Genomic DNA, 15,967 nt, shown 5'->3' with positions numbered 1-15,967 from the left:
GTTAAAACTATATAAGTTAAGAGATACACATGTGTACTATAAATTTTCAAAAACATATTCCAAAACTATTTTATTCAGTGCCCTTCTTAATGTTATCTGTACAGATTTTTTGCTAATTCCCACTTCATTCGCAATATCTTCAAGTTTTATTTTCCTGGTTATATCAAAATATCCCATTCTAAATGCAATATATAAAATCTCTTTTTGCCTGAGAGTCAATTCATTTGGAATTTTCTGGTCAATATCTGAAATGCTGTACTTTATATCTGTTGAATCTAACTGCTCTTTCAACAATTTTAGAATTTCTTGTTTTTGAAATAACATTTTATACTGAACTTTCCCATCATGAAATACTTTGACATTGATTATAAGTGCATTTAGCTTCGCAGCAGCAGTACATACTTCGCAACTGCTGCTTTCCATCCATGTTTTATCCTTTATATTTTTATAAATTGTTATGCTATCATCCTTTAACTTTGGAATATTGTTCTTATAATCATTGATTCCTATTAGATGATTCGTTGTATCAATTCCTGCATTTAATTCAAAAATTCTTGCTTGAACATTTATCTCCATCAATTTATTTAAAATCATGCACTTTGGATGGTCAGCAACAAGTGAAATCTCCCTTAAATTATTTTTCATAAATAACAATATCCTGTAATTATATTAATTTTTCAATTTCGAATATGGCATACACGGCCGTAGCCAAAATCCTTCTTGGCATTTCACTTCGGCAACTCTGGCATATCAGGCACAACTGCCACAATATGAAAAGGCTGAAAATATGGAATTATGCTATAAATTTATATTCATTATAGTAAGACATACCTGAAGCACAAAGATTACGATTTCTGTTAAGCATTTTAATAAACTCCTTTAGAATTTATCATCTTTTTAATGCTTAAACTTCCCGGATGCAATCCAAAATCCTCTATCCCTATAATTATTCTGGAATTGCTTTTCTTATCATATTGTATGCTGCATTGGCATCTGCATTGATTATAGTTCTATTAGATGTTCTGAATAGATCTCTTTATATTTTCTTTCCTGAACAGTTATTATGATGTTCTATTGTTTCTTTATCAAGGAATAATGCTTTTCTCTTTATGCTTCATAAATAACTATTGTTTTTATTCCTGATTCTTCTGTTTTATATCTTATTATTCTTATTTCCTATATTTTTTGAATAAATAGCTGAATAATTTAAATTCATTTCCTGTTAAAGGTAATTATATTTTACAATAACTTTTTCATACTTATTATCCATTATAAGGCATTTTAAAAAAAGATATTCCAGAAGCAATATTGGACATTAATAGTATAACCATTCATGAAACACTACTGCTTCATCCATTCTATCTGATTTTGCAGGTCTGTTTTCGGTTTTGCTGTTGAAACACGCGCATAGAGAACAGTTTTCCTCTTTATATCCTTCTTAAGTATCCTATATACATCTTCCTCATTGCAGTTGTACATCTTATTGGGCATGATAGTATAACGAATCCTGGCTGCTTTAGCATAGGCATGAAGAGTCTTTCTGGATATCTGTAACAGGTTCAGGACTTCTTTGGCTTTCATTATTAATAATATATACACTTCATGTGATTATAAACGTCCTGATTTATTAAATATAATTGAAGCTCTGCTTTTGATGCTTACCTGGCATGTAGTCAATATTTTTATTATTTCATTTACCATTATAATTATCGGAACAGTTATTGTGTACTCATTTTCGACCACTTATGCATTTGTAGCAATTTATCCATCAGAAATTTAGTATCCTTCTCATTATCCTTTGCAACTATAATTTTCGTAATATTCACCTCCATATATGAATCCTATTATTTTAAGATATCATGGTTCATGGGGGAATACTTTTTTTAATATTTCTACTATTCATAATTCAATATTCAAATGAAATAGAAAAGAATTCACATAATTAATAGCTAAACCATAACTTATGTTGCTTCAAATATTTAAAAGAAATAAATCAAGTTTTGGTTTTGAATTATATCTTCTCCAGGCACACAAGCCTGTAATTTGGCAATCCATCTGTTTTCGCCATAACAATATTGCAATTAACAGAAAAAATATTAGATATTTTTCTTATGTCAGAATTAAATTTATTCGATATGGAAGTATTTATAAAAATATCTCCGTTCAGAAAGAATCCGCCGTTTTTGAGCAACCCGTATATGTTCTCATATGCTTTAAATCTCTTTCTGCCAAGATTATGCAAAACAAGATTTGAAACGGAAAAATCAAATTCCTGATCAATATTATCGGAACTTAATATATCAACATTGAGAAATTTAACCCTGTCTGAAAGCTTTAGAATCTCCATGTTGTGCCTGGCTTTTTCCAGTGAAGAACCTTTAAGGTTTTCATTATCAAATATATCAATTCCAGTTATTTTTGAATTACCAAAATAATTTGCTGTAATATAAGAAAGAAAACCAAGGCCAGAACCAATATCCAGTATATTTATTTCTGAATCAGGAGCAATTCCAGATTTTTCAAATGCTTTGCTAAAGATTTTTTTGAATTCCTTTCTCGCCTGTGCAGATTCTTCCGGTGTGGAATGATGGTAAGTTCCAAAATCAACTTCTTCCATTAATAAACATATATCAGTACTATAAAAATATTTTAGATTCCAAAGGATTGCCGGGGTCGGGGATTGAACCCGAGGCCTTCGGATATCTCAGTTTTCTGCTTATGAGTCCGACGCTCTACCAACTGAGCCACCCCGGCCTGTAAAAATTTTAGTTTGGAACGGCTTCAGCGGGTTCCTGTTCCAGATTATTCGGGGCTTCAGCCTGTGACCGTATCTCGGTTTTCCGTACCTCTATTTTCCTGATTGGATAAACGTCCTTCAAGGAATTTACAAGGTCACCATAAACATCGTCACCTATTATATAATTGGCAAATGTTCCAAGGTCCATTTCCGCAACTTTTTTAACAGTATAATCTAACATGTTTGACCTGATCTCAGAACGTTTGGTGCCAGTAAGTTTCTGGTCAGCAACAAGAACAAGCTTAACTGCAATATTGTATAAATCACTGGTTTTCACGTCAATAACAATATCCAGCCTTTCTCTCCTTCTCCTTACCATTCTCCTGATAGTATCGTCGTTTACTTCATGCCCTATGAATTTTGTAGTGCAGCGTTTGCCTTCACACCTGTCAATCTGGAATAAAACCATTGAACTTGCCTTTTTAAAATTGTTTGTAAAGGTTGACACTGGAACAGCTATAGTTCTGTTAACCATATTTTTTGGGTCTGCACTGGGGCTAAGCCCTATCTCTTTCTCTCCGAAATATGATGGTGCAACAATAGTGTACCAGGATTTTTCCTTCCATTTATCTTTTGTAGTTGATCTTCTTCTATCTGCCATTAAATCCCCCTTATTAATTGAGTTTATCTTTATTAGTGAAATACTTTATAGCTTATAAATTTATAATGTTTTCGAAATTTAGTTTTTAATAAACGGTAAAAATAATTTCCGCAATTACGTCCTTTCTAAAGCGGAAGTCATACAGTGCGCACCACCATAGCCTCCTGTTATTTCGCTCAGGTCAATTTTTATAACATCTATTCCGCTTTCCACCATAGGTTGACTTTCTGGAAATGTTTTTCCGTTTCTTATTTCCATATCATGCAATATTCTCTCTCTGGTTATCTCATCAAATATATTCTCGGCAATAAGTTTGTGTATTACTTTTGAAGAATCTATTGCTATTATTTTATTATCTGAGAGAGTAAGAAAATTCGAAGAATATGAAAGCTGCTCGCTTATTCCAAGGTCTATAAATTGATAATCTTCGGACTTTAAAAAATCGTAGAGTGTTGTAACAATTGTAAGAGAATAAGTTTTATCAGAATTCCTTTCATATACTTTTGCCTGTGCAGCTCTTGCAAGAGCTATTGATGTAATCGCTGTGCCCTTTGCAGGTATATTGAAATATGTATCAAGATGCATGTTAACCATTACATCGTGCCCATCCATAAAGTCATATATTGGATTTGAAATGAGAACTATGCGGTCAAAATCAAAAATTCCTGAATTCATAGCCTCCATTGCACCTGCTTCATTCGTTCTGTTTCCTGTTCCTATAAGGCAGAAATCTCCTGCAGGCATAAAATCGCCGCCTTCAAAAAAGCCATTGCTTATTTTTGCAGTTTTTATTCCAAGAACTTCATTGAATACAAATGATGTTATATCAGTTTCTTTTCTCCGTTGCTGCATCTTCATATTTCCTATTAAAACTCCGGATGAAACTGCCTGCTGGTCTCTCATAAAATAAAGATTGGCAAGTGGAAGGTTTGAATACACTCTTGGATACTGTATTCCTGGAACATATTCCTTAAGGTCTATAGATGGCTCCATTATCAATGCCTGGAATAAAGAAAGCGAATCTACATATTTCAGGTTTTCAATCATATCATTTTTTGCTGCATTTACAGAATCCATGGTACCATAAAAATTAACAAGTGAAATTATCTTTTCTTCAAGTTTTTGCCGGAATGATAGCCTCTTATCTGCCTCATCAACAATAAGGTTCTCAAGAAGATCTACATGAACTCCATTTTCCTTTAATGTTTCTTCCAGGCCCATATGTTCCTTCTCTGCAATGGAATAGTTAAATGGGCGTTCAAACAGGAATGGTTTAGGCGCCAGCATGGCATATGTAATCTCTGTTCCAGGCCGGTGCATTATAACTTTATTTAATTTACCCCATTCAGATCTTATTTTCATATGAGCATATTGCAAAAGCTTTAAAATGTTTTTCACAGAGGATAGAATTTGCCATTATACCTGTACAGCTCTATTTCCTTGGTTTCAAATGGCTGGCGATATGTTATAATCTCAAATGTATCGGCATTCATCAACTGCGATTCCCTATCTGTACTTGACAGTACAATGAACTTTGCAATATCAGGGTCTTTAATTACTATCTTAAAGGGTTCCCTGAAAAATTCTTTTGCACTTATTCTAACCGTATTACCCTTGCGTACATCAATAAGCTCCATGGTATTGGCTCTTACGCTTTTTATCATGTAATAAAATTTATTATATACTATAGCTCCCTTTGGCAAATCAAGAATTCTGATCAGGTGCGTGTATCTAAACAGATCCTTGCTGTCCTTTCTGCCTGCAAGTGATTTTGTTATCTTTACATTACAAAAATAATCCAGGTTCATAAACTTATCAATTTTAACTGCATCCTCTTTTTTCCCGAGATATATATCCAAACCTTCTTTCAATGTATCAATTCTCGATATGAAAGAATTTGGGTCGTTTTTATTAAGTGTTTTCATAAATTCTACTATAGTGTCCCGTGCATTTTCCAGTATCTTTCCATATTCTGTTGTCAAAGTCCTTAACTGTATTACAGATTCATAATACGATCCGGTAACTTTGTTGCAAACCGGGCAGCTTTCTTTAATTATTTTAAGGTTAACTGTTACACTCTTTTCAACATCCCCAAGATTCCTGTCATCAACCATAACATCAAGGGAAACCTGGTCTTCACCTATATTGTATGATTTTACTTCGGATATTTTATCTGTTTTGTCTGTTATTATATGTGATACAGCATTTTTCACCATAAACTTTTCCACGTTATTGTAATACCATTTTTTATTGAGCCTTACAGAACCGCATTTAGGGCACACTGAAATTTCCATATTATCTGATTTAAGCTGAATTTTATCCGCCAGGCAACTCTTGCAGAGCCCGAATTTAAACGCTTCATTTTTACCACAAAGAATACATTTCATAAGATTTAATATTACATCAGGCTATTTAACACTTGATTAGTGTTTTTAATCCAGATATATCTTTAACAATGAAGCATTTATTTGTATCGCACACAGAAATTCCATTTTCACTGGTTTTCAGGAAGAAATAGTTATATGGATAATGATGCTGAAGAAGATCCAGTGCCTCACTGGAACCTGTGCTGACTTTATAAAATTCAAGCATGTTAAAAAAGAATGAAACTGTATAGGAAAAGAAAAGCGGTTGCCTTTTAATATTTCCTTCCATCGATTCCATGGATTTCTCCAGTTCTTCTGCATATTTATTATCTATATAATTAAAAACTATGAGATTACCGACTTCAAATGAAAAACCGGATGGTATAGCATTATCGTACGATTCCTTGAGCATGGCAGGCAGTTCTTCCGCAGTGTTATAGAAACCGCCATTTATTTTATCGTAAAACAGATTTATAAGCATTATCTGAAGTTCCCTTGCATAATCAAGATAAATTTCATTCAGTGATGCTTCGTAAAGGGAAAGAAGTCCGGAAATCATAAATGAATAATCATCAAGCCCTCCATTGACAGATGCTCTGCCGTTGCGGTAGGAATGCATTAATTTCTTATTGGTATACATTTCATTCATAATGAAATCAGCAGAGCTCTCAGCAAGTTCCAGCATATCACCATCATTGAAAATCATAGAAGCAATTGATAATCCCTTTATGACAAGCCCATTTATATCAGCAAGTACTTTATCATCTATTAATGGTTCTTTCCTTTGAGCTCTCAATTTTTTAAGCATTGCAAGTTCTTTCCTGTATACTGTTGTTGGGTCACCTTTAATATTTTTGTTCATATAAAGTATGTTTTTGCCTGATTGCCGTGAATTTGCGTCATGAAAATTGCCTTCCGGAAGTATGTTAAAATCATAAATAAAATTCTGAGCAACATTTTGTGCAATTTCTGAATATTGCCATGTATAATATTTTCCCTCTTCATTCTCCGAATCTGCATCTACTGCTGTATAAAATCCCTTAGAAAACATTGTTTCTTTCAGGAAATTATATATTTCATAAACTACATTTTTGTAGAAATTATCTTTAGTTATATCATATGCATAGGAATATGCTATTATTGCCATGGCCTGGTCGTATGTCATTTTCTCAAAATGCGGGATCATGAAAAACGGATCGGTAGAATATCTGTGGAATCCTCCTCCAACGTGGTCATACATTCCACCTAAATACATGGAATGCAGGGAATGCTTCACCATTTTCAGTGCATCCTGAGAACCGTATTTTTTGTAATAATTCAAAAGAAATATTATATGATGAAATGATGGAAATTTCGGTGCACTGCCAAATCCTCCATATTCATTGTCATAATTTTTTTCCAGTTCTTTATATGTATTCTCTATAATACTTTTATACTCTATTGGATTTCCCGGACCTTTATTATTCATGCCTTCCAGCCTTGAAATTGCATCATCCCCATTTTTTTCCAGTTCATCTCTTTTGTTTTTCCAGAGGAATGATATACTGGTGCACAGGTCCAATATGCCTATCATATTATTCCTGGAAAATTTCGGTATATACGTAAATGCAAATATAGGTTTTTTTTCAGGAGTTAATATCATGTTTAGTGGCCAGCCACCTGTGCCTGTCATTACCTGGCTCAGAGTCATGTAAAGGCTATCAATATCCGGTCTTTCTTCCCTGTCAACTTTTACGCATACAAATGTCTCGTTCATTTTTTTTGCAACTTCAGGGTCCATAAAACTTTCCTGTTCCATAACATGGCACCAGTGGCAGCTGGAATAACCTATGCTGAGAAAAACAGGCTTATCCTCATTCCTGGCACGGTTAAATGCTTCATCAGACCACGGTTCCCAGTCTACAGGGTTATTTGAATGCTCTATTAAATACGGGCTATTTTCATTGGCCAGTTTATTCATTATTATGTATTTCAATTTTCTATTCAAATATATTGTCTGTCTATTCTATAATAAAATTAGTAACAATTGTTAAATTTCAGGTTATTTTTTCCATATATTATAATGTGAAAATTTCTGCAAAAGCTTATTACACATTGTTTTCATTCCATTATTTTTTATTATAATAAACTTATAAATATATGCATTAAGGAACATGTTAGTAATTTGGCTTATTGAACTACCATTAATGACACAGATAAGGTTAAAACTATACGAAATAAATATTATTGAGATGCGGTGATTTCGTCCCTCCTGAAAGATGTGTTAAAAGCACGGCAACATCAATCATGGCCTGAGACTAGCAGATTGCACATACAAATGTAAGAAATGTGGGCTTTAGATTGGCAGGTATTTGAATGTTGCAATAAACATAACAAAATTCACTCTCATAAAGATTTGAGTATCTGCTGATAGTGAGGAATTAATGCCTGTAGGCAGAAGTGCCAGTACCATCCACCTCCTGCAAAGAGAGGGAATAGGGTAAGTACACTTGCTGAAGCAGGAAGCCTACGTTCCTTAAATGTGGGAGGATGTCACAGCCTTCTCCAGAGCATTAATGGAAAGTGTGGCACATTTCACCCTATTGGGAAATTGTGATACACCACGCAAAGCTTCCATTTCACCAAGATCAATATCTGAATTTCCACCTGTAATTGAAGCCCTGAAATTGGATGAAAGGGATAGAGCATCTCCAATTTTTTTCCCCCTGATAGCCTGTGTAAGCATGGACGCAGATGCAATACTTATAGAACAACCTTGCCCACTGAAACGAATATCTGTAATTATGTCCCTCTCGATTGTCAGTTCCAATATAATTTGATCCCCACATGTTGGATTACGCAACCCTGCAATTTTTGATGGCTGGTCCAAATGGCCATAATTTCTTGGAGACTGGCTATGATCCATGATTGTTTCACTGTAAATATTATCAAGGTCCATTTTTAAAATACCTCCTTGTAAGTTTAATGGCATCCACAAGCGAATCCACATCAATACTGCTATTGTATAAATAAAAACTGGCTCTAGCAGTTGCTATAACATCAAGCCATTGCATGAGTGGCTGGGCACAGTGATGGCCAGCACGAATAGCAATACCCTGTGAATCCAGAACCTGTGCAACATCATGTGGATGAACACCGGCTATGTTAAAGGACACAACGCCAGTATGTGGTGAAGAAGGACCGTACACGGTTACATCAGGAATACTGGACAGTCTCCTATAAGCATCTTCTGTTAGTGCCTGGACGTGTTTTTCAATTCTTGGCATTCCAATTTTCTCCAGATAGTCGGTGGCTTCACCCAGACCTATTGCGCCCACAATATTTGGCGTTCCGCCTTCCAATTTTGCGGGGAGTTCCGCCCATGTGGCATTTTCACGATCAACATATTCAATCATTTCGCCTCCAAATATTACTGGATCCAGTGCGTTTAGCAATTCGTTTCTTCCCCACAGAACGCCTATTCCGGTAGGTCCCAGCATTTTATGTCCTGAAAATGCCAGAAAATCAATGCCTAATTTCTGGACATCGGTGATTTGATGTGGCACGGACTGTGCACCATCAACCACAATAATAGCACCCACTTCATGTGCAAGTATGGCAATATCGGCTATAGGATTTATGGTTCCAAGTACATTTGATACGGCGGATAGAGCCACTATTTTTGTTTTGGAATTAATCCGGGCACTTGCAGCGTCAACGGTGATAGTACCATCTCTCTCGAGATCTATGAAACGTAAATGTGCTCCAACTCTTTCAGCGAGCTGTTGCCATGGAATTAAATTGGAGTGGTGTTCCACTGGTGAAAGAACAATCTCATCCCCTGCCTTTAAAAATTTATCTCCCCATGCACGGGCAATCACATTTAAACTTTCAGTAGTTCCTCTGGTAAAAATAATCTCCTGTGGATATCGTGCATGAATAAATCCTGCTATCTTTTTCCGCGATTCTTCAAATTGTTCCGTGGCCTCCTCAGCCAGAGTATGGACACTGCGCAATACATTGGCGTTGGACGTTTCATAATATTTCGTAATACGGTCAATGACACTTTTTGGTTTTTGTGATGTTGCCGCTGAATCAAGATATACCAATCTGTGACCATTAATCTGCCGTTTTAATATTGGAAAATCTTCCCTTACATCAACCAGTGCTGTGATCATTTTTTCTGCTTCTTTCATAATTTTTCCCCGATCATCAATAATTAAAACTAATAATAAACTTGGCAAAGATGCAAATTTTGCACAGGTATAAAAAATACCTGAAATAACATAGATATATCGTCAATAATAACGATAACTTTATGTATTATAGATATAGATGTAATTAATTATGAAAACCAACGAAGTCCTGAACCTGTTACAGATATCCAGAAAAACACTTCATGTATATGCAAAAGCAGGCAAGGGGAAGGCAGAGAAAGAGAATAAAGGATGCAATGCACAAGTTATCTTCAGCTCTGGTGAAGGATAATCCTGATGCATCCTTTGTATTCGAAGACCTGAAAGGAATAAGGAAGAGTGGTGATGATAAGGGAAAGAAATTCAGGACATACCTGAACAGATGGCCATATTCTGAATTCCAGAATATGGTTGAATACAAATCTGAAAGAAAAATACTGTATATTAATCCACGTGGGACCTCATCCGAGTGTCCTGTATGTGGTGATAAATTAAAGCACCCAAGGTGGAAAATATCCAGATGCACAAACTGTGGTCGGGACTACGACAGGGACAGGCTCGCATCACTTGCAATAGCCCTTCGTGGCCTTGACCTTTGCGGAGAACCGTTCCCCGTGAGTGCGTCAGCCTCTTGGCAGTCCATGAAGAATGAATACCTGTACACAGGGCATACCTGACATGCCTGAAGCAGGAAGGACTGAGACTGCCTACGCTGCGAATGAAGCAGGTGCATAACAATGCACAATGTTTTAAGAACGGCAGATCCCTGAAGCAGGAAGCCCGCTTTCTTTGTACATAGGCGTATATTACAGATTAAGTATAAATCGCAAATTATGTTTTCCTTTTTTCGGTTCTTTCCTGAGAAAAAGCTGCTACCTGCATGTTTGCTCCTTCTTTCATTACTGCATTCAGAAATCATTTCATCGGCTTCGTCTTTCCTTCTTTGCCATCCTGCAGGAAAGTATATATTAACTCTTTCACTATTTCACTATTTCAAATCGTTTCTGCATTTTTTTTACCTTCAAATATAAATTATGCAGGGCATTATCAGTTTTACAGCTATATCAATACACCATCATTTTTCCCATAAACTAGAGCATAAACTCCGAATAAATTCAATAGAATTATTAACTATTTAATAATATATTGATTATGAAATATGCAGTACTTATAAGGCATGGTGAAAGCTATACAAATAGAAATGGCATACTTTCCACCGAACTTAACAAGTACAGATTAACAGAAGAAGGAATAGAACAGGCAAGATTTACTGGTGAACAGTTAAAAGGATTAAAGTTTGACGGAATTGTATCAAGCCCCGTTTTGCGTGCCGTTGAAACTGCACACATAATAAACCAGTATTTGAATCTGGATATAGTGACAGATAATCGGGCAATAGAGTCAGATTTCGGAGAATATAATGGAAAAAGAATTGTAGACATACCAGATAAATCACGCAATGAACTGGGGATGGAATCTTTTCAATCCCAGGCAGATAGAATGATCAGCCTTATAAATTCTTACGATGGGAACTACATTGTTGTAAGCCATTCATTTCCAATAAGATGTGTACTTGCCCACTATCTGGGCATGGACGAAGAAGAAAGCTTTGGCATAGATATAAGGCACGCATCAATGTCTACCATAGATTTAACTTCACAAAAACTGCTGGCAATTGGGTCTCTCCTTGTATCCCAAAGAATAAAAAAAATTTTACAAATAATTGAAGCATGAAAGTTACTGAACTTGCGATGTGGATGAAGTGCAAATGTGTACATATATCGTTTAAATATTAATTCATACACGTATACTGCTTCTGAAATGGAAGCAAGTCATGTATGAGAAGCCCTCAGCAATGAATTATTCTGAAAAAGCTTTACTGCCTGATGGGAATCCCTCTATTTTACAATTTGAGCAGAGAAATGGAATAAGGCATATCCCGGCATGTAGACAGAGATGCATGCAAAGAGATCACTGACACCTCTAAAGGGGCAACGTACAGAATTGGAACGGCCTTAAAACTCGGCAATAGGTTATCGCAAAACTGTCCATGCTGTGAGAGATGAAGACAAAAGCAAAAGTGGGGACATCCAACTCTTTGCGATGGAGAGTATGTCAGTTAACTATTTAGGCACTACTGGTTTTCCATGTGGGCATGTCTGTGGCTTTCCCATGCTTTTAAAAAGCTTTTGAATTGACACTTCATCCATTAAGTAATCTATTTTTTCAATTTGCTGGCATGCCATATCTGAATTTACACCGCTATTTGTCAGCATTATTTCCAGTGTACGGTGTGCCATTATAATATCATTATAGACGGCGTTCCCATAATCTGTAAGGGATATTATTCCATTTTTTTTCTCTATAATATGTTTTGATTCCAGCCGTTTTATAAGTTCATGGGCTGTAGGAGCTTTAATTTTTAAAGTTTCAGCTATATTAAATAATCTTAATGGAAAACTAAAATTATCATGAAGCGCAATAATGCAGTCCCTCTCTTTTCTGGTGATATTGTATTCCATAACATTAGTATAATACTAAAATATTTAAACTTAACTTAAAGAAATTATAGCCACATATTACTGTCATTCAGATTTTCTAAAAATTCTCTGCTAATTCCCCTCTGAACAAGATAATATTTATTTGGTATTATTTCCATTTCCACGGCATTGTTTATAACCTCCCTTAAAGGTATATATCGTATTCCTTTGTATGAAAAATTACCAAAGATCCATGGTGGTATATCGAAATAATTTGGTATTCCGTTTGGAATTGCCTTTTCAAGGGTTTTATTCAATATCGATGCTATTTTCTCATTGTAATGCCATTTTTTGAAGAATAAATTACTGCTCGCTCTTGGCTCATAAATACTCCATTCTATGCCATATTTGCTCTCTTTTCCGGTAAAAATCGCATTTCCGCCAAAATCATCAATAACCGTTTTTGGTGGTTCTTCTTCCAGACCTGTCACTGCATTTATTACCTTTACATGCTGGCTGGCCTTCATTTTTATATAAGTATCTATCAATGACTCAAGTTCTGTGATCTGGCTTGATGAGAGGCTATAATCGTTTTCGATCTGCATTGATAAGTCCATATAGTATTCAATAGCGGAATTACCTGCAGGGTTATTTATTAGTTTTATATAATATAAATAACGTTCCCCATCCATACCTATCACGCTATAATAAATCAATGACAATATTTAACACTATCGTTCTTCTATACGCTTGCATGTATTTTTAAAGAAGAATTTTAGAAGGTATTGCTTTTCAATTTCAGATTAAAATTTGCAGTTTAGTTTATTCTTTTAATTTATATACACGGAATGTATTATCAAGAAATGAAGATAGGGATTATTGATAATGGTGGGCAGTGGACACATCGTGAATGGCGTGTAGTTAAATCTCTTGATGTGGACGCGGAAATCTATCCAAATACCGTTGGAAATGAAAAACTTGACGGGCTTGACGGGCTTGTCCTTTCTGGCGGGCCTGCTAGCATAGAATCCGAGGTTGGCAAACTTGGATATATAAAACAGTATATAGAAACTCACAGTTATCCTATTCTTGGAATATGTGCCGGTGCTCAGTTTATTGCCCTGAATTCAGGATCTACTGTAAGCAAGGCAATCCATCCTGAATATGGGAAAAAGATTGTAACTTTTATCAGAAATGAGTCCATATTCAGCAATCTTCCAAAAAGCATAACTGCATGGGAAAGCCACAATGATGAGATAAAAAATCTGCCAGGTGAATTCATTCTCTGTGCCTCATCAGATACCTGTGCAGTTCAGGCGTATTATCATAAAACTAAAGACATATTTGCAGTTCAATTTCATCCAGAGGTAAACAATACTGAATATGGAGTTGAAATTTTCAAGAATTTTCTGGATGTTTGTAAACGATAGGTACATGTATGTTAATATTAAAATCCGATGGCATTACAGGGATTCTGGACGAGAAAAAACTTGTAGCTTATTTTGGGAAAGAGAGTTACAGCCTCCCAAAAAATTCATTCATCGAGCCAGGAGATGCAATAAGGGTCAAAAACATAAATTTTATTGTATTGAAGCCGGATCCGATGTTTTACAATGAAATTTCAGGAAGAAATACTCAGGCAATACTTCCACTTGACTCATCTTATATTGTTTATTCTGCAGGAATCTTCTCTGGAAGCCACATTCTGGAAGCTGGTGCAGGAACAGGCTCACTTAGCTATTCTATTTTAAGGGCTACAGGCAGCACTGGGAAACTGGTTACGATGGATTTAAATGAGAATGCAATAAAAATTGCCAGGGCAAATATTGAAAAATTCATTTCAATAAACAACTGGGAAACAATAAAAGGAGATATACGAAACGATAAATTGCCTGATAAATACGACGCCGCAATACTTGATATACCTGATCCATGGAATGCTGTTAAAAATATGAGAGATCATATAAAACCAGGGGGATATTTAATTACATATTCTCCTAATTTTAATCAGGCAGAAAAGAATGTTCTGGTCATGAAAGATGAAAAATTTCATATTCTGGAAACTGTAGAACTCATAAAGCGCAATATTATAGTAAGGGAGAATGCTACACGCCCGGATAACAATATAATAGACCACACAGCTTTTATAACTACGGGAGTTAGAACATCTTTAAGTTAATTTAAAGAATATAAAAAATACTATTTAACGTCATCTATTCCCAATTGGTTTGCAATTTCCTTATATCTATTTCTAATTGTAACTTCAGTTACGCCTGAAACTCTAGCTATATCCTTCTGCGTACGCTGCTTCCCGTTTTTCATTGCGGCTATGTATATAGCAGCGGCCGCAATGCCCGTTGGCCCCTTTCCTGTTGATATCCCTGACTCCCCCGCAAGCCTTATTATATTTTCACTGTCCATAATAACGCTCTTATCAAGATCCAGTTTATTGCAAAACTGTGCAATATAAGAATAAGGAGTTGTAGGCTTTATGTTCAGTGATAGCTCCTTGGCAAGGTGGCGGTAAGCCTTTCCTATTTTTTTCTTATTTACGTCAGCAACCTTTGAAATCTCATCAAGTGTTCTGGGTAAATTTATCATTCGGCAGGATGCATAAATTGATGCACATACAATACTTTCTATGCTTCTTCCCCTTATCAGGTTTCGTTCAACCGCTTTTCTATATATCAAAGCGGCATTTTCCTTTATATCTTTAGGGATTCCAAGTTTTGCTCCATCATCATTTAATACCTGAAGGGCAAGAGCCAGATTTCTCTCTGCAGCATTACTCACTCTAATTCTTTGGTGCCATTTTCTCACTCTATAGATCTGAGACCTATTTTTATGCGGGATTCTTTTCCCATAATAATCTTTGTTTGTCCATGATATTTCAGTTGCCAATCCCTTGTCATGGCTTAAATAACTCATGGGCGATCCAGTTCTTGCTCTTTTTCCATCCTGTTCAGAATCAAACGAACGCCATTCTGGCCCCTGGTCAATAAATGAATCCTCAATAACTATCCCACAATCATGGCATATTAATTCACTTCTATCATAATCCTTGACTAAATGTTCGGAACCGCACTCCGGGCATTTTTTAATTTCATCTATTTTCATGAATACACCTGAATTAAAATAGATATTGCTTTAAGTATTAAAGTTTTATTATATCCAGAAGCTAATATCTGGCAAAAAAATTTACTGCTAAACTATATAACAATCAAGCAAATGCTGTAATATACATGTTTATGCACGAATATTTTAATATTATAACAGGTTATATTAATAACATTACTAAATGTTTATATACTGACATTGTATATACTATTTGTATATGAAAAGTGAGTGCACAGTAATACATACTTTCAATAATGAATTGCTATTGAAAACAAAGGACTGCATCGGACTTCATAACAAACTGGTTGATGAACATGATGCAGTGATCGGCAAGATTACAAAAATACTTGGACCTGTGTCAGATCCATATGCACTTGCATATATAGCAGGCAAGGATGAAAATATCCAGAAAATATATATTAAATGTTAAG

General features: G+C 35.3%; 16 protein-coding genes, 1 tRNA gene and 2 pseudogenes. 6 read left to right on the top strand and 13 right to left on the bottom strand.

The features are described 5' to 3' along the window. Positions 1–36 precede the first annotated feature (36 nt). The 10 genes and pseudogenes from WKI77_RS01100 to WKI77_RS01055 form a co-directional block, all read right to left on the bottom strand. Positions 37–645, bottom strand: coding sequence for a helix-turn-helix domain-containing protein (locus WKI77_RS01100; RefSeq protein WP_337859990.1), 609 nt, complete (start codon positions 643–645; stop codon positions 37–39). Positions 646–1,234: 589 nt separating this feature from the next. After that, positions 1,235–1,581: pseudogene (locus WKI77_RS01095) on the bottom strand (IS607 family transposase); the annotation flags it as partial. Positions 1,582–2,011: 430 nt separating this feature from the next. Further along, positions 2,012–2,617 carry a class I SAM-dependent methyltransferase gene (locus tag WKI77_RS01090; protein ID WP_337859989.1) on the bottom strand — a complete coding sequence of 202 codons (606 nt, stop codon included), beginning with the start codon at positions 2,615–2,617 and terminating at the stop codon, positions 2,012–2,014. A 48-nt stretch (positions 2,618–2,665) separates the two neighbouring features. After that, positions 2,666–2,754 (bottom strand) — tRNA-Met (locus tag WKI77_RS01085). 11 nt (positions 2,755–2,765) lie between these two features. Then, complete coding sequence (locus WKI77_RS01080; protein WP_337859988.1) at positions 2,766–3,398, bottom strand: 30S ribosomal protein S3ae; 633 nt, start codon at positions 3,396–3,398, stop codon at positions 2,766–2,768. 114 nt (positions 3,399–3,512) lie between these two features. After that, positions 3,513–4,760: an arginine deiminase family protein gene (locus WKI77_RS01075; protein ID WP_337859987.1), complete on the bottom strand. Its 1,248-nt coding sequence runs from the start codon at positions 4,758–4,760 to the stop codon at positions 3,513–3,515. A 32-nt stretch (positions 4,761–4,792) separates the two neighbouring features. Continuing rightward, positions 4,793–5,785: an NMD3-related protein gene (locus WKI77_RS01070; RefSeq protein ID WP_337859986.1), complete on the bottom strand. Its 993-nt coding sequence runs from the start codon at positions 5,783–5,785 to the stop codon at positions 4,793–4,795. A gap of 25 nt (positions 5,786–5,810) precedes the next feature. Then, on the bottom strand, positions 5,811–7,724 hold the full coding sequence (locus tag WKI77_RS01065) for a thioredoxin domain-containing protein (RefSeq protein ID WP_337859985.1): 1,914 nt from the start codon (positions 7,722–7,724) through the stop codon (positions 5,811–5,813). Positions 7,725–8,279: 555 nt separating this feature from the next. Beyond that, positions 8,280–8,702 carry a Fe-S cluster assembly sulfur transfer protein SufU gene (gene sufU, locus WKI77_RS01060; protein WP_337859984.1) on the bottom strand — a complete coding sequence of 141 codons (423 nt, stop codon included), beginning with the start codon at positions 8,700–8,702 and terminating at the stop codon, positions 8,280–8,282. Next, on the bottom strand, positions 8,692–9,939 hold the full coding sequence (locus tag WKI77_RS01055) for a cysteine desulfurase (protein ID WP_337859983.1): 1,248 nt from the start codon (positions 9,937–9,939) through the stop codon (positions 8,692–8,694). The genes sufU and WKI77_RS01055 overlap by 11 nt, the downstream gene beginning before the upstream one ends. A gap of 151 nt (positions 9,940–10,090) precedes the next feature. On the opposite strand from WKI77_RS01055, the pseudogene WKI77_RS01050 reads away from it, so the two are divergent. The 3 genes and pseudogenes from WKI77_RS01050 to WKI77_RS01040 form a co-directional block, all read left to right on the top strand. Continuing rightward, a pseudogene (locus tag WKI77_RS01050) lies at positions 10,091–10,165 on the top strand (IS607 family transposase); the annotation flags it as partial. Then, positions 10,143–10,616 carry a transposase gene (locus WKI77_RS01045; protein WP_337859982.1) on the top strand — a complete coding sequence of 158 codons (474 nt, stop codon included), beginning with the start codon at positions 10,143–10,145 and terminating at the stop codon, positions 10,614–10,616. The pseudogene WKI77_RS01050 and the gene WKI77_RS01045, both read left to right, overlap by 23 nt. 475 nt (positions 10,617–11,091) lie before the next feature. Further along, positions 11,092–11,673 carry a 2,3-diphosphoglycerate-dependent phosphoglycerate mutase gene (locus WKI77_RS01040; protein WP_337859981.1) on the top strand — a complete coding sequence of 194 codons (582 nt, stop codon included), beginning with the start codon at positions 11,092–11,094 and terminating at the stop codon, positions 11,671–11,673. 389 nt (positions 11,674–12,062) lie between these two features. Here the strand turns inward: WKI77_RS01040 and WKI77_RS01035 are convergent, their stop codons facing one another. Both WKI77_RS01035 and WKI77_RS01030 read right to left on the bottom strand, forming a co-directional pair. Then, complete coding sequence (locus WKI77_RS01035) at positions 12,063–12,461, bottom strand: metal-dependent transcriptional regulator (RefSeq protein WP_337859980.1); 399 nt, start codon at positions 12,459–12,461, stop codon at positions 12,063–12,065. Between the two features lie 44 nt (positions 12,462–12,505). Next, complete coding sequence (locus tag WKI77_RS01030; protein ID WP_337859979.1) at positions 12,506–13,120, bottom strand: hypothetical protein; 615 nt, start codon at positions 13,118–13,120, stop codon at positions 12,506–12,508. Positions 13,121–13,282: 162 nt separating this feature from the next. Between WKI77_RS01030 and WKI77_RS01025 the strand changes: the two genes are divergently transcribed. Then, complete coding sequence (locus tag WKI77_RS01025; RefSeq protein ID WP_337859978.1) at positions 13,283–13,849, top strand: GMP synthase subunit A; 567 nt, start codon at positions 13,283–13,285, stop codon at positions 13,847–13,849. 8 nt (positions 13,850–13,857) lie between these two features. Then, on the top strand, positions 13,858–14,598 hold the full coding sequence (locus WKI77_RS01020; RefSeq protein ID WP_337859977.1) for a methyltransferase domain-containing protein: 741 nt from the start codon (positions 13,858–13,860) through the stop codon (positions 14,596–14,598). A 20-nt stretch (positions 14,599–14,618) separates the two neighbouring features. Here WKI77_RS01020 and WKI77_RS01015 read toward each other — a convergent pair whose 3' ends face one another. Beyond that, on the bottom strand, positions 14,619–15,536 hold the full coding sequence (locus WKI77_RS01015) for a transcription initiation factor IIB (protein WP_337859976.1): 918 nt from the start codon (positions 15,534–15,536) through the stop codon (positions 14,619–14,621). 217 nt (positions 15,537–15,753) lie between these two features. Between WKI77_RS01015 and WKI77_RS01010 the strand changes: the two genes are divergently transcribed. Next, complete coding sequence (locus tag WKI77_RS01010; RefSeq protein WP_337859975.1) at positions 15,754–15,966, top strand: hypothetical protein; 213 nt, start codon at positions 15,754–15,756, stop codon at positions 15,964–15,966. Position 15,967: the final 1 nt, after the last annotated feature.

The sequence above is a fragment of the Ferroplasma sp. genome (genome assembly GCF_037442045.1).
Classification (GTDB): domain Archaea; phylum Thermoplasmatota; class Thermoplasmata; order Thermoplasmatales; family Thermoplasmataceae; genus Ferroplasma.
The sequence above is the reverse complement of the archived record's forward strand: the minus strand, read 5'-3'. Positions and strand labels throughout refer to the sequence as shown.

Coding starts and splice junctions, on each gene's coding strand:
- WKI77_RS01100 (WP_337859990.1), bottom strand. CDS start 645: ATGAAAAATAATTTAAGGGAGATTTCACTTGTTGCTGACCATCCAAAG.
- WKI77_RS01090 (WP_337859989.1), bottom strand. CDS start 2,617: ATGGAAGAAGTTGATTTTGGAACTTACCATCATTCCACACCGGAAGAA.
- WKI77_RS01080 (WP_337859988.1), bottom strand. CDS start 3,398: ATGGCAGATAGAAGAAGATCAACTACAAAAGATAAATGGAAGGAAAAA.
- WKI77_RS01075 (WP_337859987.1), bottom strand. CDS start 4,760: ATGAAAATAAGATCTGAATGGGGTAAATTAAATAAAGTTATAATGCAC.
- WKI77_RS01070 (WP_337859986.1), bottom strand. CDS start 5,785: ATGAAATGTATTCTTTGTGGTAAAAATGAAGCGTTTAAATTCGGGCTC.
- WKI77_RS01065 (WP_337859985.1), bottom strand. CDS start 7,724: ATGAATAAACTGGCCAATGAAAATAGCCCGTATTTAATAGAGCATTCA.
- sufU (WP_337859984.1), bottom strand. CDS start 8,702: ATGGACCTTGATAATATTTACAGTGAAACAATCATGGATCATAGCCAG.
- WKI77_RS01055 (WP_337859983.1), bottom strand. CDS start 9,939: ATGAAAGAAGCAGAAAAAATGATCACAGCACTGGTTGATGTAAGGGAA.
- WKI77_RS01045 (WP_337859982.1), top strand. CDS start 10,143: ATGTATATGCAAAAGCAGGCAAGGGGAAGGCAGAGAAAGAGAATAAAG.
- WKI77_RS01040 (WP_337859981.1), top strand. CDS start 11,092: ATGAAATATGCAGTACTTATAAGGCATGGTGAAAGCTATACAAATAGA.
- WKI77_RS01035 (WP_337859980.1), bottom strand. CDS start 12,461: ATGGAATACAATATCACCAGAAAAGAGAGGGACTGCATTATTGCGCTT.
- WKI77_RS01025 (WP_337859978.1), top strand. CDS start 13,283: ATGAAGATAGGGATTATTGATAATGGTGGGCAGTGGACACATCGTGAA.
- WKI77_RS01020 (WP_337859977.1), top strand. CDS start 13,858: ATGTTAATATTAAAATCCGATGGCATTACAGGGATTCTGGACGAGAAA.
- WKI77_RS01015 (WP_337859976.1), bottom strand. CDS start 15,536: ATGAAAATAGATGAAATTAAAAAATGCCCGGAGTGCGGTTCCGAACAT.
- WKI77_RS01010 (WP_337859975.1), top strand. CDS start 15,754: ATGAAAAGTGAGTGCACAGTAATACATACTTTCAATAATGAATTGCTA.